The sequence below is a fragment of the Bacillus sp. mrc49 genome, from assembly GCF_002803435.1.
The window spans coordinates 1-20764 of the sequence record NZ_PHNG01000451.1; the positions used below are offsets into that span (position 1 = coordinate 1).

The following is a 20764-nucleotide window of genomic DNA, read 5'->3' on the forward strand; positions in this document are numbered from 1 at the left end:
ACAAGCTGGAGTGGAAGTTTTATTCATTTTTGATGCAGCCGGCAGTTTGAAACTGTCGAATAACGAAATTAAAAGAATGAAAAATGCCGGTATAAAAGCCTTCCCGTTTTCTCCTTTGAAAAATGGTTTTTTCAATCAGAAATTCAATTTCAGGAATCACCGGAAGATCATCATTATCGACGGGGAGATTGGCTTTGTCGGCGGCTTGAATGTCGGTGAGGAGTATTTAGGAAGAAATAAAGAGATTGGATTCTGGAGGGATACACATATGGTCCTTAAAGGGGAAGCGGTATATATGCTTCATACCGTTTTCCTTTTGGATTGGGAATATGTCAGTGGCGAAGATGTATTGCAGGAGCGTCCGGAACTGAAAAGCGAAGGCGGAAAAGGGGACGGAGCTGTCCAGGTGGTGGCAAGCGGGCCGGATACACAGCAGGGAATCATGAGTGATTTTTACTATGCGCTTATCAATAGCGCTACTGAATCAATTTGGATCGCCAGTCCATACTTCGTCCCTAATCAAGCGATCAAAGCGGCGATTAAACATGCAGCCGTAAAAGGAATTCAAGTTAGGCTGATGGTTCCTGCGGTAAATGATGGTTTCTTGACTCAATACGGAAGCCGCTCTTATTTCGGGGAGCTGCTTCAATATGGCGTTGAAGTTTATTCCTATAAAAAAGGTTTCTTACATCAGAAACTCATCATCGTGGATGGCGATATTGCCTCCATTGGTACGGCAAACATGGATATGAGGAGTTTTCATCTGAATTTCGAAGTCAATGTCTTCCTTATGGGCAGCCGTTCCATCGGTGATCTTATCACTCACTATAAGGAAGATATGCTGGACAGTGAAAAACTTGACCCCATTACTTATAATAATCGCAGTATGCTCGAACGTTCAAAAGAATCATTTGCCAGGTTGTTTTCCAATGTACTCTAATGGGAAAACAACCGAATCAATAGTATAGTGGAAAGGAAAAGAAATTAACGGGTATAAGGAGAGTTTAAGAGAATATGAAATTGGTTTCCTGGAACGTAAATGGAATTAGGGCTTGTGTGAAGAAAGGGTTTTTAGATTATTTTAAAGAAGTTGATGCGGATATATTCTGTCTTCAAGAAACGAAGCTTCAAGAAGGACAAATTTCCCTTGAACTTGATGGGTACCATCAATATTGGAATTATGCGCTGAAAAAAGGGTATTCTGGGACTGCCATTTTTACAAAGGAAAAGCCGCTCTCAGTGAAATATGGTGTAGGCGACTTGACCGAGGAACCAGAAGGAAGGATCATCACCCTCGAATACGAGAAATTTTATATGGTGAATGTCTATGCACCAAATGCCAAAAGGGATTTGACGAGGCTCGATTATCGTCTCGAATGGGAAGAAGCGATGATCGAGTACCTTAAGGAACTTGACATGGTTAAACCGGTCATCTTCTGCGGCGATCTTAATGTCGCACATCAGGAAATCGATTTGAAAAACCCCAAACCTAACATCGGAAATTCAGGTTTTACGCTTGAAGAACGTGGTAAGATGACTGAATTGCTTGATTCAGGTTTCATTGATACATTCCGCCACTTTTATCCGTTACAGGAAGGTGCCTATACTTGGTGGTCGTATATGAGCAAAGTAAGAGAGCGGAATATCGGTTGGAGAATCGATTATTTCATTGTTTCAAAACGATTGTCCAATTCTCTCATGGATGCAAACATCCACTGTGATATCATGGGTAGCGATCATTGCCCGGTCATCTTGGAAGCAAATCTTTAATCAGGATAAATCCAGTTATATGGGGATACTATTGATTATCATAATTCAATAGGAGGTAATTAGATGAAAACATTCATCGTTGGTTTCCATCAGGAAGATAATGTAGACAGCATGCAGGTGCAAAAACTGACAGCCGCTGAGTTTGAAAAAACGACGTCCCGTGGATTTCGCAGGTTATTTGATTTGGACACTAATATCGGCTATTTCGTCTTTTTTGATGCTGAAGATGATGAAGGGGATTTATCGCATTTGGTTTTACAGTATGAAGAAGATAATCAGGACCCAAGTGATTGTTATTCCTTTGCCAAACCTGATTTTTATGAATTCATGGCACTTTATTTACAGGGCATGAATGACAGTGAAGAATTGGAAGAAGACGATGAAGAAGAATATGGTCCCATTCATCATCTTGCCCATTTGATGTTCCATATCGTTGAAGAAGGGAAATCCGTAAAACCTTAACGGACGTATCGGGAAATGATAGGAACATGTGAGCTTTGTCAAAGGGACGGAATTGAATTGACCGTCCATCATTTAATACCGAGAGAAGAAGGAGGCAGTCATTTACCGACTGCCGCTCTTTGTAAATCATGCCATAAACAGATCCACGCGTTATATTCAAACAAGGAGCTGGCCATCCGCCTCTATACGATCGCATTGCTAAAAGATGATGATTCATTGAAAAAATATATAAAGTGGATTAAAAAACAGCCGTCAACGAAAGCAGTGAAAATAAGGAAATCAAAAACCAAATAAAAGGGGAAAGCCATCTTTCATGTTGGCTTTCCCCTTTTGCTTTTAGCTTGCCTTATTTTTCAACCGATCCAGTAAAAATCCGCCTTTGAAGTAACGCGGCTCATACGAAATGATGAAAGCCTTCGGTTCGAATTTTTCTACGGTTGCGATCAATTCTTGCTCACGGTTTCGTTTCGTCAAGATTTCCATTCGATAACGGTTGCTATCCCTGCCCTCACCTGTATAGAGAGTAACACCAAATCCATTGTTCCTAAGTGTATCAACTAACTGTGCATTTTTGGATTGAGTATTGACGGTTACATTTATGTAGCCGATGGCGAGTTTCTGCTCAATTTTCGTTCCAAAAATAATTCCGATTCCAAAACCGACAGCATATACAACCATGGCCAGGATGCTCTGGTCGCCGCCAAATACAAGCGATAGTCCAAAAACATACACTAGCATTTCTGCAATGCCCAGTATCGAGGCAAGTACGGTGATATTTTTCACTAAGAAAATGGTTCGCAACGTGTAAATCGGTACATAAATAAGTTGCAATAGTAAAATCAGAAGTATTTCTTTCAAAAGAGCACCTCACCATATCTTCTAGTTATATTCCGATGTCTGAGCATAGGGGATGAACATCCCATATGTAACATCTTCCATAATCTAACCACAATTCATAAGCGGAATTCAATGGGAATATTATGTATTTTTTGTGTCTGTTTTTCGTGAAGGAATTTAATCATATTTTATCTTTTTAGAGGTTCTCAACATACTCTTTTTATTGGAAATTTGGTATCATTATCCTTAATCATTCATTGGGGGATTGATCATGATTAATTATGACGGGCGGATTTTTAAGGCAAAGGTCAATTCAGAAAACGGGGAAGTTTCGGGCAGTACGTCCTTTCATTATTCACAGGAAGGCTCCATTCTTTCAGCGATCTATCAAGGCGGTGAAATTGTGAAAGGGAGCTTGATAGGACTCGTCAATCCTGATGGAACTCTTCAATTCCGCTATAATCATGTCAATGAAAAAGGGGAAATTAGAGGAGGCAGCTGTTTTTCCACACCAGAGATATTGACTGACGGAAGAATACGATTGCATGAAAAATGGAAATGGTCAGATAACGAGCAGACCGAAGGACATTCGATCATTGAAGAGCAGGAAAGATAACTTAATCCATTATAGAAAGGCGTGATGACAATTACGACGATTTGTTTAGTAAGGCATGGACAGACGGATTGGAATGCACAGGGAAAGCTGCAGGGGCAGACAGATATTCCGTTAAATGAACTCGGAAAGATACAGGCACGTCAATGCGGTGAATTTCTGATGAAAGAAGATTGGGATGTAATCATTACAAGTCCGCTTATAAGGGCAAGGGAAACGGCTGATATCATTGCTCATTATATGGATGTTCCGGTAATTGAGAAAATCGAATTCATTGAAAAGAATTTTGGAGCCGCAGAAGGATTGACAGCAGCAAAAAGGGAGGCAACATATAAAAATAAAGCATATCCGGGCCAGGAAAGCGAGAAGGCCCTCACTAACCGCCTGATGAAGGGACTTCAAGAAATCCAGGAGGAATATCCAGAAAAGAAAGTGATACTTGTTGCACATGGAGCCGTTATTCATCTCATCTTACGTTTGATGTCCAACGAATCAATTGTATCCAATGATATGCGTTTGTCCAATGCATGCTTGAGCACGATAAGATTCGAGGTCGATTCTTGGATCATTAAAGATTTCAATCAAATAAAACATTTGTCATAATGATCTAAAAGGTAAATGAATCGATGGAAGGTTCACAATAGCTCATGAAGGAAAGAGGAAATCATGATTAAAAAGAAGACGGCAATGGTTTTAGGGGCAACGGGAGTGGTCGGTACCCAGCTTGTTAAACAACTAAGCGATAGCCATGTTTATAATGAAATCCATTTGCTGACAAGAAGGCATGTGGATATGCATGAACCGAATTGCACCGTACATATTGTAGATTTCGACCGTTTATCAACGTTTGCCCATTTATTTAACGTCACGGATGTTTTTATTTGTTTGGGTACAACGATAAAGAAGGCTAAATCAAAAGAGGCTTTTCGTAAAGTGGATTATACCTATGTTATGGAAGCGGCGAAAATCGCGAAAAGCTGCCATGTTGAAAAATTACTCGTCATAACGGCTATGGGAGCCAATTATAAATCGGCCTTTTTTTACAGTCGTGTGAAAGGTGATGTAGAAAGCGGACTTCAACAGTTAGCCATGAACTCGGTCCATATATTTCGCCCTTCATTACTTCTTGGCGAAAGAGAGGAATTCCGGGCAGGTGAGAAAATCTCTGGCATGTTGAGCTCCATCGCACAATTCATCTTCATTGGACCTCTGCGTCCCTATCGTGCCATACAAGCAAAAAAGGTAGCCGCAGCCATGTATGCCGCAGCCCAAACATCTTCCCAAGGCATTCACATTCATCCTTCAGATGAAATCGAGAAGCTGGCAATTTCAAATGATCAGTAAACAAACTCATGAGTTTGTAGACAAAGGGGTCCGGAATTTTTAAATTCCAGACCCTTTTGAAATCCCCTTTGGGTAAAGCTGGTATGTATTCTTCGTTAAATAGGTAGCCGAAGTGGAAGGAAAAATTAAAGAAGGCTTTTTCCCATACTTTGTCGCTAATCCTTTTACAATGCTGATTTTTACGGAGGGCGGGCTCTTTTCGAAAAGATTGTTGTTTTTAAAACGAAACGATTTAAGGTTGGTTGGAGCACACCTGCGGGAGCAGCGGTACAGGTAATTCCCTTCAGGCATTCACGCCGAGAAGACTCAAAGCCTTATAAAAATCCAAAAATCTATCTGATGCGATTTAGAGTAATCCCATTGTGATGGGAAGACTTAGCCGGTTCTCTTTCATAAATCCGCGTTGACGAACGTATGTTCCTTGTTGTAAAATGGAAACATGGGTGGGTAATAATGTTAGATGATCATTCAATTGATAAATGAGCCATGACAGTTACTCGGGGTTTTACCAAAAAAATTAGAATCAAAGGGGTTATTTATTATGAGCATGAGGTTGTCTCCCTATTTAATGATGAATGGTAATGCGAAAGAAGCGATTGGATTTTACGAAAAAGCATTGGATGCGCAAGTCCTTTTTACACAAACTTTTGGCGAAATGCCAGAAAACCCGGAATTTCCTTTGCCAGAGGAAGCGAAGGAACTTGTGTCACATGCCATGGTGAAGGTTGGGGAAACGGATCTAATGTTTTCAGATTCATTTCCAGGGCAAACGAGTCAGACAGGTGATCAAGTTACGATTTGCATCTCAACTGACGATATCGAGAAATCAACCAAGATTTTTGAAGCCCTATCGCAAAATGGACAAGTGAAAATGCCATTGCAGGAAGCCTTTTTTAGCCCTGCTTATGGAATTGTTACAGACAAATTCGGTATAACCTTCCAGATTTATACAGAGGGGCAAAAATAACTTTTTAAAAATGCCCAATAAAATGAAACCGTGTTAATCGCTTTAGTGTCAATAAGGTAAGGGATAGTGAAAATATTGCCATAGTAATCCCTTAATCGGCATGGTTGAAAGATTAAGTCCCAATCCCTCATTTGCCTCATTTAGGGATTGGGATATTTAAATGGGCTCAGTGTTCTTATCCGTATTTTTCTTGTACATGATTTGGGCTTAATACCAATGGAATTCTTTCGTTATCCTGCTGTGATATCTGTCATCCAATCTTTATCTGTTTGTTTTTTGTTTGAAAAGGAGCTGTGCTATTATTTATTGGATTACAAGTTGATAGTGCCAAAGGAACTCAGTACAGCTATAGTGGAACAGCAGCACTGGCTATACATGAAATGCAGGCTGATGGCGGAATTGTTGAGTACATAACATATATCGATTTTCGAACAATGTGCCCCATCCTAAGGTAGAAGGCCCATTCTTTCGTAGTTAGTCCAGCATCATTCCGCATTTCATGGTGAGTAGAGGGAAAGGTGAAAAATGTGAACACAGATCAAGCTTTCGACCTGTTAAAGGATGCAGGTGTAACAGAAAGTAGTAGTATACAAACTGTCAGGCGTTGGCTGCGTGAGGGCAGGATTAAATACGAGGGAGGGAACGGGAGTAGAAAAACAGGATCTACGATGGATGACACAGAGCTGGCATTTGACTTGTTAAAGGATGCAGGCATTTCAGAAAATGTTCGTTTACAGGTTGTCAGGCGTTGGCTTAATGAAGGCAGGATTATATACGGGGGTAAAAGCAAGCGGGATTCTGGATATATCAACGATGATGCGACCAAAAATCTGTCTATAAATGATGTATCGGCACAAAACAAGGATGAAATCATACATCGATTAAGGTTAAAAATACAAGCTCAAGATACGCATATAGAAGGAATGGAAGCACTCCATGAGACTGCCAAAAAAACATTAATTCAGCAAAGAGAAATGTATAAAAAGGAAGTAGTCATGCTTAGGAATGAGAAAAGCCAATTGCAAAATGAAGCGGGCGATCTGTTAACGGAAAATATTGAATTACGTAATGAATTGACGAAACGGAAGCAAAATCAAACGGGCCATTTCAATTCCGCCCCCACTGCCCGATCAGATGATTATAGCAAAAAATTAGGGCTTTCAAAAAAAGCTACCGTTAAAGAAGTATTAGCAGGATATAAAGGACTATTAAAAATAACGCATCCTGATCATAACGGCAATGCTAAGGTATTTCATTACATTAAGACAGATTATGATAACTTTAGAAAAGGCAACAACGGGATATGATGTTGCTGAAAAATTGAGGTCGTTGAAGCGGCCTTTTTGTTTTGCCATCTATAGAAAATCTTATTGTATCACTATAGTCGATCTAGTTACGCTGATAATTTACTTTAAAGAACTCCTAATATCTTACGTAAATAACCGGATCCATTTAAAGGGGTGATCGTTCAGGACGTTGTAGATCCACAAAATGTTGGTTCAGTCGGAGGTTTCATGCGCTTCTTAGCCAATACGGCTGGAATACTTGGTCCAACGGTAACAGGGTACCTTGTCCAAGTATCCGGAACCTATACAGCAGCATTTCTGTTAGCGGGCAGTTTAGCAATTTTCGCATCATTGGCGGTAATATGGTATGTAAAACCTTTAATTTGGAAGTGTTGAACATTAACAACCAAATGGACTTTGGATAAAGTGAATGGACTCCAAGGTTTAATAGTACGTGAGTTATTGCGGCAATAAATTAAAGCAGTAAAAGGCGGATATATTAGCCGATTAGACCATCAGACAGTTAAATTACCGAAAAGGGAAGGTTTATTTACCTTGTGAATATTTTAAAAATAACCTCGTCAGAATATATGTATAAAAACAAACTAAAAACAAGTAAGTAAGACTTAAGTTCCTTCCTTGGAATTATCCTATACACAAATGGTTTTCAAATGGTTTTCAAATGGTAAATAATCGTTTTAAAAAAGGGAATTCGATATTTTTGTTGAACTTGAATATTGTGGGCCGTTTTGCAGTTTGAAGATTTAACTTTTTCGTAAGCGTTTACATGTGTTTGTCATCTTTGTCCTTGAGCAGGCCTGTGGACTATCATATTATTTTGCATTGATGCATCAAACCAAATCTTTTGCGAATGGAGGTTAACTTATGGTTAACACGATGGCGGTCAATAAGGATGAGTCACGTTCCTTCTTCACGAAAGAGCACTTATTATTTCGACAGTCATTTCGTGAATTTCTTGATAATGAGGCTGTTCCCCATTATGATCACTGGGAAAAAGTGGGGGAAATACCACGCTCATTTCGAAAGAGAATGGGGGATAATGGATTTTTAAGTCCATGGCTTGATGTCGAATTCGGTGGATCCGGTGCAGACTTTGCCTATTCAGTTGTAGTGGCAGAGGAATTGGAAAGAATCGGATCTGGCTTAGCAGGAATATTCATTGATTCAGATGTTGTGGGCCGCTATATTGCTTCATTCGGAACAATTGATCAAAAACATAGGTTTTTACCTGGACTCAGCTCTGGTGAACTGATTTCTGCTTATGCGCTTTCGGAGCAGGATGCCTCTCCTCATCAAACCACTGCCGTCAAAAAAGATGGGTATTATCGAATCACGGGAGCAAAAACATTCATTACGAACGGTTATAGGGCCGACTTATTGATTGTAGCCTGTAAAAACGATTTTGGAGTCGGTCCTGACGGTATCAGCTTGCTGCTGGTGGACAAAGATACTCCTGGATTGACAATGGGCAGGAAGAGCGTAAAGGATGGCAAGAATGGTCTGGAAACAGCTGACCTTTTTTTTGATGACGCTGCAGTCCCACTCGGGAGCCTCATTGGGGAGGAAGGGAAAGGGCTATCCTATTTCAATCAAAATCTACAGCGGGAAAGCCTTATGCGTGCGATTATATCTTTAATGGCAGCAAAAGAAATGTTCCATTTGACGAAAGGATATGTAAAAGAAGGCAAAACCTTTAATAAGAACATTAGCCAATGTCCAAAAACGAGGTATACGTTTGTTGATATAGCGACAGATATTCAAGTGGGCAGTACGTTTGTCGATGATTTGATCTGTAAACATATGAATGGGGAGAGTATCATCACTCAGGTCTCGATGGCTGAATATTGGATCACAAAAATGTCCAAACGAATATCTGACAGATGCATGCAGGTACATGATGGGTACGGTCATAGGAGTGACGATAAGATTATCAGGCGTCATCGGGACATTTCCGTGTTTTCCACCCGTACAGGGCCAACTGACATCATAAAAAATCTCTTTGCCAATCCAACCGGATTGGATGCATGATGTTAATTTGAATCTACTAACTGCCTTTTTAAAAGGGCAGTTTTTTTATTCCCTTTTTTTTCTATATAAATACAAAGAACTAGGAATTTACACTTTAAATGTTTAAGAGATTTACTGTCTGGGTATAACAGACTGTGCATATAAAAGGTAATATTTTTGTAAAATTTGTAATCATTTACGAATGATGGAGGTGCTTGTTATGTTAAAAATTGAAAATGTATCAAAAATCTATAAGGGAGGCAAGAAGGCTGTAAAAAATATATCACTGGACATAAAAAAAGGAGAGTTCATTTGCTTCATTGGTCCAAGTGGCTGTGGTAAAACGACGACCATGAAAATGATTAACCGTCTAATTGAACCGTCAGAAGGTCAGATCCTAATTAATGGTGAAAATATAATGGATAAAGACCCGGTTCAATTAAGAAGGGAAATTGGGTACGTTATTCAGCAAATCGGACTTTTCCCACATATGACGATTCTGGAAAATATCACGCTCGTTCCAAAACTTCTTAAATGGGAGGAACAGCGAAAAAAAGAACGTGCACTTGAATTGCTTCAGCTTGTCGATATGGGTCCTGAATATTTAGAAAGGTATCCACACGAACTGAGCGGCGGGCAGCAGCAAAGAATTGGCGTGCTGAGAGCACTTGCTTCCAATCCGCCCCTGATTTTAATGGATGAACCATTCGGTGCACTCGATCCGATAACCCGCGATGCCCTACAGGAAGAATTTAAAAATCTCCAGCGTACACTGAACAAAACCATCGTTTTCGTGACTCACGACATGGATGAAGCAATTAAGCTAGCCGACCGGATTGTCATTTTGAAGGGTGGGGAAATCGTTCAAGTGGGGACACCGGATGAAATACTCAGAAACCCAGTGAATGAATTCGTCGAAGAGTTCATAGGAAAAGATCGATTGCTTCAAACAAGACCTTATGTTGAGTTGGTGGAACAAATCATGAGTCGTAATCCGATATCGATTACAGAGGAAAAGTCTCTTACCGATGCCATCAAGATCATGCGCGAGAAAAGGGTGGATTCCTTACTTGTGGTCGATGAGCAAAATGCTTTGAAGGGCTACGTGGATGTAGAAACGATCAGTGAATACCGTAAAAAAGCTACATTCATCAGTGAAGTGATTAATACAGAAGTATATTCAGTGAAACAAGATTCTTTAATCCGTGATTCCGTTCAAAAGATCCTGAAACGGGGATTCAAATATGTGCCGGTAGTTGATCACAATAAACACTTGGTAGGAATTGTCACCAGGGCAACACTAGTCGACATTGTATATGACAGCATCTGGGGAGAGGAAGAAAGTCAAATAGCTGAAATGGTTGAAATGTTCTAGGAGGTGTATAAGATGGAAACTTTGCTTGATTTTTTACAAACGAACTGGCAAGAATTGATTTTTAAGGCATGGGAGCATTTATACATATCCTTGATCGCCGTGTTTCTTGGAATAATTATTGCCGTCCCCCTTGGCATTCTGCTGACTCGCATGAAAAGGAGCGCTTCCTTCATAATCGGGATTGCTAATATTATGCAGACGCTGCCGAGTCTTGCAGTACTTGCCTTTTTCATTCCTTTCCTGGGGGTAGGGAAGACACCCGCAATTATTGCCTTATTTTTCTATTCTGTTTTACCCATACTCAGGAATACATATACAGGCATCAAAGGAGTAAATGAAAATTTGCTGGAATCCGGGCGGGGCATCGGGATGACCAGCTGGGAGCGGATTCGCCTTGTTGAATTTCCGCTTGCCTTATCCGTCATCATGGCAGGGATTCGCACCGCTTCCGTCTATTTAATAGGTTGGGCCACCTTGGCTTCCTTCATCGGAGGGGGAGGACTCGGGGATTACATTTTCATCGGTTTGAATTTATACCAAACAGAATATATCATCGCTGGTGCAGTGCCAGTCATTATCATGGCCATCGTGGTCGATTATGTTTTCTCGATCATAGAACGAAAAGTCGTTCCTAAAGGGTTAAAGGGAATGAAGGAAGCTGCTTGAGGAGGAATACCATGCATAACAAAATAAAAACTTCAATGATAATCGCCCTGTTGGCTAGTACTTTGATCATCAGTGGCTGTTCTTTGCCTGGATTGGGTTCGTCTTCAGAATCTACGGTGAAGATCGGTGCTCAAAGTATGACGGAATCCGAGATCCTGGCAAACATGATCGCTCAACTCCTTGAGCGAAATACGGACCTCGATACGAAAATCATCAAAAATTTAGGTTCTAACTTCGTTCAGCAAAAAGCGATGGAAACAGGAGATATCGACATTGCCGCAACTCGCTATACAGGTACGGATTTAACAAGTGTTCTGGGACAGGAAATCGAAAAAGATCCAGAAAAAGCAATGAAAATCGTCCAAAGGGAATTCAAGAAACAATATGGATTTAAATTTTTCGATTCGTATGGATTCGATAACACATATGCCTTTACAATTTCAAATGAACTTGCCGAGAAAAAAGGCTATGAGAAAATATCTGATTTAATGAACGATGCTGGTGAGCTTAGATTGGGTGTCGATAGTGCTTGGCTGAAAAGAAAAGGGGACGGATATAAAGGATTCGTCGATACATATGGCTTGGAATTTGGCGAAACATACCCGATGCAGATTGGTTTGGTGTACGATGCCGTCAAAAGTGGACAGATGGACATAGTCCTTGCATACTCTTCGGATGGCCGTATCAAGGTCAATGATTTGAAGCTTTTAGAAGATGACAAACACTATTTCCCCCCTTATGACTGTTCACCTGTGGTCACTGAAGAATTATTGAAGCGTTACCCGCAGATCGAAGACGAGCTTAATAAGTTAATAGGTGAAATTAATACGGAAACGATGCAGGAGCTGAACTATGAAGTGGATGGGAACTTAAAAGAACCATCCGTCGTGGCAGCGGAATTCCTTAAAGCTCATCACTATTTTGAATAACGGGAGGTGCTAATGAATGGAAACCTTACAACAGCTGGGAACGTATTATTCCCAAAACTGGATGTATGTGCTTACTGAGTTTTATCGTCATTTTTTAATGTCCGCTTACGGTGTATTATTTGCAGCCATCATAGCCATCCCGGCAGGCATTTTCATCGCTAAGCATAAGAAATTGAGTACATGGGTATTTTCGATAACGAATGTGATACAAACTACACCAGCACTGGCAATGCTTGCTCTCCTCATGCTAGTGATGGGATTAGGGACGAATACCGTAATTTTGTCATTATTTTTATATTCCCTATTGCCGATCCTGAGGAATACTTATGTTGGAATTACAAGCATAGAACAAGCTTATTTAGATTCCGGCAAGGCAATGGGCATGACCAAATTCCAGCTTCTTCGAATGGTTGAACTGCCATTATCCCTATCAGTCATAATGGCCGGTCTACGTACAGCACTTGTCGTGGCAATTGGAGTCACTGCGGTCGGTACATTCGTTGGCGCAGGCGGCCTGGGCGATATCATCGTCAGGGGAACGAACGCTTCCAATGGAACGGCAATCATTCTCGCTGGTGCCATTCCGACGGCATTGATGGCCATCCTTTCAGATTTATTGCTTGGGTGGATCGAGCGAGCACTTTCCCCCATTAAAAAGAAAAAAACGCATACAGCTTGATGTATAACAACAAAGCACTGAAAGGGACCGATGCAGCTCATGCAACGGTCCCTTTCAGTTGGCATGCAAAGGTGGCATCAATGTCATCAATTCCGAAATGGATCTCAAGCGATGCATAATTAGTTTTTTATTTGCGAAAAAGGGTAACTATAAGGGGAGTGAAAAAATATATAAGGGGAATCGATCATGAAACTGACACCAGAACAACGAATCGAACTACATGGCTTTAATAATCTGACGAAGTCGTTAAGCTTTAATATGTATGACATCTGCTATACAAAAACCCGGGAAGAGAGAGAGGCTTACCTGGACTATATCGACGAGCAGTACAATGCAGAGAGGCTTTCAAAAATATTGCATAACGTGGCGGATTTAATTGGGGCACATGTGTTGAATACGGCGAAGCAGGATTATGTTCCCCAAGGCGCAAGTGTAACGATCCTTGTTTCAGAGGGTCCTGTCGTCGAGGTGCCGACTGGTACTTACGAGGAATCACCAGGTCCATTACCGGATAATGTGGTTATGCAGCTGGACAAAAGCCACATTACCGTTCATACATACCCTGAGTTTCATCCCAATGAAGGCATTAGCACCTTCAGAGCTGATATCGATGTTTCCACCTGTGGGGAGATATCTCCTCTTAAAGCACTTAACTACCTGATCCATTCCTTCGATACCGACATCATCACAATCGATTATCGTGTAAGAGGGTTCACGCGCGATAAGGACGGCCAGAAATTGTTCATTGATCATGATATCAATTCGATTCAAAACTATATTCCTGAAGAAGTGAAGGGACTATATGACATGATTGATGTGAATGTATACCAGGAAAATATCTTCCATACAAAATGTAAGCTGAAAAGGTTCGATATCAATAATTATTTATTCGGGTATACGGAGGAAAAGCTAAATGCCGAGGAACGGCAGGAAATAATAGAAAGGCTCCAAACCGAAATGGACGAAATTTTTTATGGAGCTAACGTTCCTCATCCAAAAGAGAAAAATCGCCTCTAAATAGTGGAATAAAACGAGAGAAGTCCAAACCCTCCAAAACGGTGAACAAGTTGGATGCGAGATAGTTGCTTATGTACAGTCCAGTCTTGTCAATGCGTTGCCCCCCTCTTGAAAACTATGCTGGGAAACTTGTTATCATCTTGGCTGGTACTTACATTTTCACATCCAATATTAACAACCCAGCTACCTTCATATCAGAAGAGCAGCTGGGTTTCTTAGTTATATACATCCAATCATCTATATACCTATTCTGTTCAGTTCGTAAAAAAACAGCTGCTCAATGTATTAATTGCACCCGATTGGCGAAGAAAACGCAAGAAAATAGCTAACTATAGTCAATTTACTGACGTACGTGCTATTTTTTTAATCCAGCTGCATAGTAAGGACCATTTACCGTAATGGTCGTTAGGATACGAGCCATTTCTTGTGGGGTTTCTTCTCCGCCACTTTCCAACCATTGTTGAATGACCCCTATTATTGCAGTTCCCATATAAGAAGCTAAATATTGTCCTGGAACGAGAAAATTTTCCTCCTTTATAAATGCACTTGGATTATTTCCATAAAGGGTTTCCCACATAAATTCTTTCAGTCTTGTTTGAAAGGATAAATCTCCTTTTGGTCCTAACACTGCTTTCATAAAGTCACTATTTATATGTAAATACTCAAATAATGAAACGGTTAAGGAAAATGGCGTTAAAGTCTGGGAATCAGTCTCAAGTGCAGCAATGACACTTGGGAAGTTCTTTTTTGTTATGGCGGACATATCAAGCATAATTTCTTCTTCACATTTATTCATTAAATCAAATTTATCTTGGTAGTGTGCATAAAATGTGCCCCTATTAATTTTCGCCCTAGTGGTTATGTCTTTAACCTTAATTGCTTCAAAGCCTTTTTCATTTATCAATTCTACCAATGCGTGGCGAATTGACTCTTTCGTCCGAATGACACGTAAATCAGGATTAATATTACGCAAGTAAGTTCCTCCTTCATTTTATCCAACACAATGATTAAAGGTGTTCCGTAACCAACACATTTGCGATTTTTAATGATTGTACAGAATCTAACCCAATTTTATAATTTGAGTGTAATACACAACAGGTTGTTCGTTATTATAACTTAACCTTAAGGAGGGGTACAACTAACTTTTAATGAAATATTCGCTAAGCAAAATTCGGCATCAACTAAGTATAGTGTTCATTCAAAGTTAGAAATACTATCTTTAGGCTAAGTGAACTTATGTATTCCTGCAAACAATGTCTAAATGAGAGGAAGTAATGTTAAATGAATAAATTCATGGGACGCCCTGATCTAAAACCAACACATCCCAATGACACTAAATCAGGTTTGAACAAGATAGTCATAACTACTGCGCATTATGGAAATCAAGAGATGATAATGGAAAAGGATGTTCCTATCAAAATGCGGGATGGGGTCACCATATACGTCAATGTTTTCCGTCCAAATAAGCCTGGAAAGTTTCCGGTAGTAATGAGCATGGATCCATATAATAAAGATGGCTTACCCCCCTATGATACTTTTCGTCAAGTCTGGCCATCGGTAGGCACTATCGTTACATCTCTTTTTGCACCATTTGAGTCACCTGATCCCGGTTTTTGGGTGCCAAACGATTATATATTGATTAAAATCGCAACGCGAGGCAGTTCAAATTCGGAAGGTGACCTCTATCCTTGGACGAAAACGGAAACTCAAGATTATTATGAAATCATCGAATGGGCCGGCGTTCAGGAGTGGAGCGATGGCAATGTGGGACTAAACGGTGTGTCATATCTGGCCATGACCCAGTGGCGGGTGGCCGCTATGAATCCGTCTCATCTGAAGGCGATCATCCCGTGGGAAGGGACTTCTGATCTGTACCGGGAATGGTACTTTCACGGCGGAATACCGGAAACGGTTTTCTCAGCTGATTTCGAGAAGTTGCAACATACCAGGTGGCCAAATAACAACATAGAAGAAATGGTTGCGGCGCAAAAAGAACATCCATTACTCGATAAACACTGGGAGGAAAGACAGGTTACATTGTCCGATATCAAGGTACCCATGTTTGTTTGTGCCAGCTGGTCCACCCAAGGGTTGCATAACCGTGGTACCTTTGAGGGCTTTAAACAGGCTTCATCCAAAAACAAGTGGCTGCTGGTTCATGGCCGCAAGGAATGGGAAACCTACTATTTGCGTGAATCGCTTGAACAGCAGAAGGAGTTCTTCGATTATTTCCTGAAAGGAATTGAGAATGATTGGATGGATACGCCTCGGGTACGCTACGAGGTCAGAGAGAAATTCTATAAGGGACACATTCGCACCGCGAATGATTGGCCGATACCCCAAACCAAATATTTTGAGCATTATCTGAATGGCGAAGAAATGTCCCTGCAGCAGGCACCCATTCAGAACGAAACCAGACTTACCTATAATGCCGAACCTGGTCAGACAGAAAATAGTGATTTAAGATTTAAATTTACTGCTGACGAGGACATGGAGCTCACCGGTAATATGAAGCTCAAGCTATGGGTCTCCACCGATGACACGGATGATATGGATCTTTTTGTCGGCATTAAGAAGTTCGACAAACACGGTAATGAAGTATTCCTGCCCGACTTTAACCATCTTGAAGGCGGTCAGGTGGCTAGCGGGTGGCTGAGGGTTTCCCATAGAGAGCTGGACCCTGTGAAATCCACTCATTATCAGCCTATACTTCGGCACAAGCGATTATTGAAGCTTAATAAAGGCGAAATTGTGCCGGTAGAAATTGAAATATTGCCTTCAAGCATATTCCTCAAGAGTGGGGAAAGTCTGGTGCTGGTCATAAAAGGCAGCGATATAATTATCGATGACAACCCGACAGGCTCAAGGGGGTATGGGCACACCGATACAGTGAACAAAGGGACTCATACGGTTTACGCCGGTGGAAAGTATGATTCATTCCTTTTGGTACCAGTGATTCCTAAGCAATAGTGAAAGTCGAAAACTCAAAATTGGAGAGTACCACTGTACAAGCCGTTCCCAAATAGGGAAACGGCTTGTTTCATAAAGGTATGTGAATAAAGTACTTAAGTTAACTGGCAGGTACGTTTAACAGGGATTTATCTAATAGAGATGATGAATTGGAATATAAAAAACGTCGCTGTTTCCTGTTTGATATTTTGTGTTCGTTCGAATACTGAGTACATCTACTGTGGGGTGGGAATGTATAGGGTTTTTCATAGCAGCACCGCCTAAAATCCGACTGATAGAGTAGACTCAGATGAGCACCAATCACTAATAGATTCAGCGGAAAACAGGACCTCGATTGTCAGCTGTGTCTAACAATTGAGGTCCTGTTCAATAAAGGTATCCACTTTTTAAAGCTGATATTTGTTTAATGCGTAAATGCGCAATATCTTGACGCTGCTCCATTTAGTTCCTGTCAAGTCAAATGAAAAACGTGAACCAATGCGAATCCGAGGACCGATAATAAAATGGAGCCTATCAGACCGGCCGCGAATGGTTTTCCGCCATATTTTTTAAAAGTCAGAAGGTCGATGTTCAAGCCTAACCCAGCCATTGACATGGCCATGAGGATATAAGAAAGCGTTACAAGCATTGCCGCTACAGAAGCAGGAACGAATCCTGAGGTATTGAGGGCGCTCATTAATAAAAATCCAATTATGAACCACGGTATCTGAATCGATTTAAAGGAAGACTTGCTTTCACCCGTTGATCGCTCTTTCCAATTCATCAAGAAGCCAATCAAAAGTGCAACAGGGATGAGCAGGGCCACTCTCGTTAATTTGACCATGACCGCTAAGTCCACTGCCTCATTGCCTCCTGGTGCTGCAGCAGCGATGACGTGAGCAATTTCATGAAGCGTAGCTCCAGCAAATATACCGTATCCGGGATCGGATAATTCGAGTAACGGATAAAGGATCGTGTACCCAAAGGTGAAGGTCGTGCCTAAAACCGCGACTGTCGCAACAGCGACGGCTGTATCCTTTTCTTTTGCTTTAATCTGCGTGGAAATGGCTAAAATGGCAGCAGCGCCACAAATCCCGGTTCCGCACGCTGTCAAAAGGCCGAGCTTTTTATCGACTTTAAAAAGCCGGGTCAAGCCATATACTATTAATATAGCAAATACCAGGCTAATGGCGCCGACCGCAAACGTACGGGGCCCGGCAATGACAATATCCTTAAGGTTCAAGCGCATCCCCAACAAGATAATGCCCAACCGCAATAGGACTTTACTTGAATAATTTGTCCCGGCAACTGCATGTGCTGGAACGCCCATAATGGATTTCCATGTTACTCCTATGAGAATCGCAATGACTAGCTGACCCATTATATGAAGGAACGGAAGCTCTGCTAAGTATTTTGCTGCTATAGCAATTAACAAGGTCAAGCCGATTCCTAATGTAAATCCACGTTTTTTTGTTCTTACCTTTGCTTGTTCCAAGGTGATCACTCCATCTATGTTGATGTCTCCACTTTAAGGTGAAATTAACGATAAGTGAAATATATTTTTGCTATTTCAATAATCAGCTTTACTTATGATAAAATAAATCATAAGTGAATAAGGGGGTAATCATGGATCCTTTAAGAGTATTTGTAACCGTAATCGAGCAAAAAAACTTTTCCAGGGCAGGGGAAATCCTGAACCTGTCCCAGCCGGGTGTCAGTCTTCATATCAGGAATTTGGAAAATGAGTTAGGAGCGAAATTGATATATCGATCTCCGAAACAAGTCCAAATAACGGAACCCGGTAAAATTTTATATCGTCATGCGAAGCAAATGCTCAATCATTATGAGACGGCCGTAAGGGAAATTAATGATTTCAATAACGTGGTTAGCGGAACGCTGAAAATCGGTGCTAGTTTTACGATCGGGGAATATTACCTTCCAAAGGTCTTGGCGGAATATGCTGCCCAATTTCCGCTGGTGGATTTACAGATCATCATCTCCAATTCAAATGAAGTCATTCAAGGGATACGATCAAATCAGCTCGATATAGGTTTGATTGAAGGGGAGACGGAGCATAAAGATATAGAAGTCAGCCCATTCATGAAAGATGAGATGATCATCGTCGTTCCTCCGGTGCATCCACTTTCACAAATGGATATCATTGAAGGTTCCATGCTGCAGGATCAAACTTGGGTGCTTAGGGAGCAAGGATCAGGCACCCGCACATATTCAGACAAACTTCTCGGCAGCCTGGAGCTAAACGTTACACGAAGCTTTATTTTCACCAGTATCCAAGGGGTGAAAGAAGCGGTCATGGCAGGGCTGGGTATCGCCTTATTATCCCGCTTGACTGTTCAGAAGGAATTGAAATCCAATGAATTGAAAACCTTTCATTTGAAAAACGAACCCATCATCAGACCCTTCTCCATTGTTAAAAAACTGGACTTCGAAGCTTCAAAAGCATTGGAAATGTTTTTAAAGAAAGTGGAAAAATTTTCGTTAAACGGTTAACTAAAAATAATTCATGTCCGCTCCTTTTTAAGAATGAAGGGGGTGGGCATTTTTTTGTGGCGAATTTTTTCCGATTTCAATGAAAACGTCGAAAGTATTTTGGAATATGCCGCTTGAAAGAACAATATTTACGAATTTTCACACAATGACAAACATATAAATTAAATAAGCAGTTCCCCTCAACTGCCCAGACGCTATTTGGCTTTTCTTTACCTTAATTATCTTAAAAGGAGCAATTACAGTGGCTATAGAGGAGCAGGACGGTAAACGGATTTCTGTTTTCGACAGGATCATAGGTTTCATGCCAAAGTTTTATGTGATTGGCACCATCCTAATTTTTGTTTATACACTCGTAGCGATGGGCCATTTAGCACTCCAATCATGGAAGAAGCCAGAGGAAGCGGCCATTCCGGTTCATCCCCAAATCCCTCCCGCTTCTGCAGGATTTGAACATACATTGATAACGTTAATCATTGAACCGATCGTCACGTCTGAATTTTACCAAATCATCTTTAACACGTTATTTCTGTATCTTGTCTGGATTTTGCTTTTTCTATTGGCACCGATCGCTTTTTATCGATTGAAGCACTTTAAGTTTTTTAATATAGAAATTGAAATCGAAAAACAAGATGCAGCCGTTTATGAGGTATTTAGCGTAAGCAGCTCGAAAATGAAATTTGCCGCACATTTGACATCAGAGGAATATCAATTGGAGATATCGGAGGAAATTGCCAGCAGCAAGGCATTCATGACTCCATTGAAGTACACATTAGACAGTGCGGCAGACTTTTATTCCAATCAATTAGGACTTTCCTTTACCTATGATATCTATACGCTGAACCAGTTCAAGAAAGCAAAACTGCCCAAGTCGATCAAAGCGATGCTCGATATGTCGATCGAAACTGGTGATCCTTGCATAACGAATAAAAGCAACAGTGATAGCGAATATTACAAAAACTTTCTCCTGCATTATTTTGAAAACATGGATGGTCAATTCGTCACTGTCTTAAACAGTTATCAAACCGAATTCGATACCTTCGATAAATCCCTGATTAAAATCCTGCAAAACGTCATCTACGATTATTACTTGCAGTATCATTACATTTATGATGTAAATGATCGAAAGTGAGCGGCCCCCCTATATAAAAAAACCACCTTACAAGTGGTTATTTTTTTTGGCAAGGTGATTATTTATAATATTTTGGACAATCACATTGTTTCCGATGAGCTCAGACGATCTCCTGACATGCTGTTCGCGAAAATCCATGTTCTTTATTTTCTTGGACTTTTTCCCCTTTTTGAAATTATTGAAGGCATTTAAAAAAGCTATC

21 protein-coding genes and 1 pseudogene are annotated in these 20764 nt (G+C 40.7%); 19 read left to right on the top strand and 3 right to left on the bottom strand.

The window, feature by feature from the left end:
• From cls to CVN76_RS02745, 4 genes are all read left to right on the top strand, one after another.
• Positions 1 to 940: cardiolipin synthase (gene cls, locus CVN76_RS02730; RefSeq protein WP_100530073.1), on the top strand; the 940-nt coding region annotated here is incomplete at its 5' end.
• 74 nt (positions 941 to 1014) lie between these two features.
• Positions 1015 to 1770 carry an exodeoxyribonuclease III gene (locus CVN76_RS02735; RefSeq protein ID WP_100530175.1) on the top strand — a complete coding sequence of 252 codons (756 nt, stop codon included), beginning with the start codon at positions 1015 to 1017 and terminating at the stop codon, positions 1768 to 1770.
• A 63-nt stretch (positions 1771 to 1833) separates the two neighbouring features.
• Positions 1834 to 2232 (top strand): cytosolic protein, encoded by a 399-nt coding sequence (locus CVN76_RS02740; RefSeq protein ID WP_100530176.1) that lies wholly within the window; start codon positions 1834 to 1836, stop codon positions 2230 to 2232.
• Positions 2233 to 2247: 15 nt separating this feature from the next.
• A complete protein-coding gene (locus CVN76_RS02745; RefSeq protein WP_100530177.1) occupies positions 2248 to 2526 on the top strand; it encodes an HNH endonuclease in 279 nt (92 codons plus the stop codon).
• 42 nt (positions 2527 to 2568) lie between these two features.
• Here CVN76_RS02745 and CVN76_RS02750 read toward each other — a convergent pair whose 3' ends face one another.
• The gene (locus CVN76_RS02750; protein WP_061142906.1) at positions 2569 to 3090 is read right to left on the bottom strand and encodes a DUF2179 domain-containing protein; all 522 of its coding nucleotides are present in this window, start codon (positions 3088 to 3090) and stop codon (positions 2569 to 2571) included.
• A gap of 250 nt (positions 3091 to 3340) precedes the next feature.
• On the opposite strand from CVN76_RS02750, the gene CVN76_RS02755 reads away from it, so the two are divergent.
• From CVN76_RS02755 to speD, 12 genes and pseudogenes are all read left to right on the top strand, one after another.
• The gene (locus CVN76_RS02755; RefSeq protein WP_198512454.1) at positions 3341 to 3685 is read left to right on the top strand and encodes a n-acetylglutamate synthase; all 345 of its coding nucleotides are present in this window, start codon (positions 3341 to 3343) and stop codon (positions 3683 to 3685) included.
• 24 nt (positions 3686 to 3709) lie between these two features.
• Positions 3710 to 4285 carry a histidine phosphatase family protein gene (locus tag CVN76_RS02760; protein ID WP_332850591.1) on the top strand — a complete coding sequence of 192 codons (576 nt, stop codon included), beginning with the start codon at positions 3710 to 3712 and terminating at the stop codon, positions 4283 to 4285.
• Positions 4286 to 4348: 63 nt separating this feature from the next.
• A complete protein-coding gene (locus tag CVN76_RS02765) occupies positions 4349 to 5026 on the top strand; it encodes an NAD(P)H-binding protein (protein WP_100530178.1) in 678 nt (225 codons plus the stop codon).
• Between the two features lie 541 nt (positions 5027 to 5567).
• A complete protein-coding gene (locus tag CVN76_RS02770) occupies positions 5568 to 5993 on the top strand; it encodes a VOC family protein (RefSeq protein WP_100530179.1) in 426 nt (141 codons plus the stop codon).
• A 527-nt stretch (positions 5994 to 6520) separates the two neighbouring features.
• Entirely contained in the window at positions 6521 to 7300 is a 780-nt protein-coding gene (locus CVN76_RS02775) for a hypothetical protein (protein WP_157805493.1), read from the top strand.
• Positions 7301 to 7456: 156 nt separating this feature from the next.
• Positions 7457 to 7675: pseudogene (locus CVN76_RS31635) on the top strand (MFS transporter); the annotation flags it as partial.
• A gap of 489 nt (positions 7676 to 8164) precedes the next feature.
• The gene (locus tag CVN76_RS02785; RefSeq protein ID WP_232732081.1) at positions 8165 to 9328 is read left to right on the top strand and encodes an acyl-CoA dehydrogenase family protein; all 1164 of its coding nucleotides are present in this window, start codon (positions 8165 to 8167) and stop codon (positions 9326 to 9328) included.
• Positions 9329 to 9527: 199 nt separating this feature from the next.
• Positions 9528 to 10682 (top strand): betaine/proline/choline family ABC transporter ATP-binding protein, encoded by a 1155-nt coding sequence (locus tag CVN76_RS02790; RefSeq protein ID WP_100530181.1) that lies wholly within the window; start codon positions 9528 to 9530, stop codon positions 10680 to 10682.
• A 12-nt stretch (positions 10683 to 10694) separates the two neighbouring features.
• The gene (locus CVN76_RS02795; RefSeq protein WP_061142894.1) at positions 10695 to 11348 is read left to right on the top strand and encodes an ABC transporter permease; all 654 of its coding nucleotides are present in this window, start codon (positions 10695 to 10697) and stop codon (positions 11346 to 11348) included.
• Between the two features lie 11 nt (positions 11349 to 11359).
• Complete coding sequence (locus CVN76_RS02800) at positions 11360 to 12277, top strand: osmoprotectant ABC transporter substrate-binding protein (protein WP_100530182.1); 918 nt, start codon at positions 11360 to 11362, stop codon at positions 12275 to 12277.
• Between the two features lie 16 nt (positions 12278 to 12293).
• Positions 12294 to 12956: an ABC transporter permease gene (locus tag CVN76_RS02805; RefSeq protein WP_100530183.1), complete on the top strand. Its 663-nt coding sequence runs from the start codon at positions 12294 to 12296 to the stop codon at positions 12954 to 12956.
• Positions 12957 to 13142: 186 nt separating this feature from the next.
• Positions 13143 to 13973, top strand: a complete 831-nt coding sequence (speD, locus tag CVN76_RS02810) for an adenosylmethionine decarboxylase (RefSeq protein WP_100530184.1) — start codon at positions 13143 to 13145, stop codon at positions 13971 to 13973.
• A gap of 355 nt (positions 13974 to 14328) precedes the next feature.
• On the opposite strand, the gene CVN76_RS02815 is transcribed toward speD, so the two are convergent.
• Positions 14329 to 14946, bottom strand: coding sequence for a TetR/AcrR family transcriptional regulator (locus CVN76_RS02815; RefSeq protein WP_100530185.1), 618 nt, complete (start codon positions 14944 to 14946; stop codon positions 14329 to 14331).
• Positions 14947 to 15254: 308 nt separating this feature from the next.
• On the opposite strand from CVN76_RS02815, the gene CVN76_RS02820 reads away from it, so the two are divergent.
• Positions 15255 to 16943 (top strand): CocE/NonD family hydrolase, encoded by a 1689-nt coding sequence (locus CVN76_RS02820; protein WP_100530186.1) that lies wholly within the window; start codon positions 15255 to 15257, stop codon positions 16941 to 16943.
• A gap of 451 nt (positions 16944 to 17394) precedes the next feature.
• On the opposite strand, the gene CVN76_RS02825 is transcribed toward CVN76_RS02820, so the two are convergent.
• Positions 17395 to 18417: a YeiH family protein gene (locus CVN76_RS02825; RefSeq protein ID WP_100530187.1), complete on the bottom strand. Its 1023-nt coding sequence runs from the start codon at positions 18415 to 18417 to the stop codon at positions 17395 to 17397.
• A 131-nt stretch (positions 18418 to 18548) separates the two neighbouring features.
• On the opposite strand from CVN76_RS02825, the gene CVN76_RS02830 reads away from it, so the two are divergent.
• Both CVN76_RS02830 and CVN76_RS02835 read left to right on the top strand, forming a co-directional pair.
• Complete coding sequence (locus CVN76_RS02830) at positions 18549 to 19433, top strand: selenium metabolism-associated LysR family transcriptional regulator (RefSeq protein ID WP_100530188.1); 885 nt, start codon at positions 18549 to 18551, stop codon at positions 19431 to 19433.
• 241 nt (positions 19434 to 19674) lie between these two features.
• A complete protein-coding gene (locus tag CVN76_RS02835; protein WP_100530189.1) occupies positions 19675 to 20562 on the top strand; it encodes a hypothetical protein in 888 nt (295 codons plus the stop codon).
• The last annotated feature ends 202 nt before the right edge of the window (positions 20563 to 20764 follow it).

Coding starts and splice junctions, on each gene's coding strand:
- speD (WP_100530184.1), top strand. CDS start 13,143: ATGAAACTGACACCAGAACAACGAATCGAACTACATGGCTTTAATAAT.
- CVN76_RS02820 (WP_100530186.1), top strand. CDS start 15,255: ATGAATAAATTCATGGGACGCCCTGATCTAAAACCAACACATCCCAAT.
- CVN76_RS02790 (WP_100530181.1), top strand. CDS start 9,528: ATGTTAAAAATTGAAAATGTATCAAAAATCTATAAGGGAGGCAAGAAG.
- CVN76_RS02795 (WP_061142894.1), top strand. CDS start 10,695: ATGGAAACTTTGCTTGATTTTTTACAAACGAACTGGCAAGAATTGATT.
- CVN76_RS02800 (WP_100530182.1), top strand. CDS start 11,360: ATGCATAACAAAATAAAAACTTCAATGATAATCGCCCTGTTGGCTAGT.
- CVN76_RS02735 (WP_100530175.1), top strand. CDS start 1,015: ATGAAATTGGTTTCCTGGAACGTAAATGGAATTAGGGCTTGTGTGAAG.
- CVN76_RS02785 (WP_232732081.1), top strand. CDS start 8,165: ATGGTTAACACGATGGCGGTCAATAAGGATGAGTCACGTTCCTTCTTC.
- CVN76_RS02830 (WP_100530188.1), top strand. CDS start 18,549: ATGGATCCTTTAAGAGTATTTGTAACCGTAATCGAGCAAAAAAACTTT.
- CVN76_RS02740 (WP_100530176.1), top strand. CDS start 1,834: ATGAAAACATTCATCGTTGGTTTCCATCAGGAAGATAATGTAGACAGC.
- CVN76_RS02760 (WP_332850591.1), top strand. CDS start 3,710: ATGACAATTACGACGATTTGTTTAGTAAGGCATGGACAGACGGATTGG.
- CVN76_RS02805 (WP_100530183.1), top strand. CDS start 12,294: ATGGAAACCTTACAACAGCTGGGAACGTATTATTCCCAAAACTGGATG.
- CVN76_RS02770 (WP_100530179.1), top strand. CDS start 5,568: ATGAGCATGAGGTTGTCTCCCTATTTAATGATGAATGGTAATGCGAAA.
- CVN76_RS02755 (WP_198512454.1), top strand. CDS start 3,341: ATGATTAATTATGACGGGCGGATTTTTAAGGCAAAGGTCAATTCAGAA.
- CVN76_RS02745 (WP_100530177.1), top strand. CDS start 2,248: ATGATAGGAACATGTGAGCTTTGTCAAAGGGACGGAATTGAATTGACC.
- CVN76_RS02765 (WP_100530178.1), top strand. CDS start 4,349: ATGATTAAAAAGAAGACGGCAATGGTTTTAGGGGCAACGGGAGTGGTC.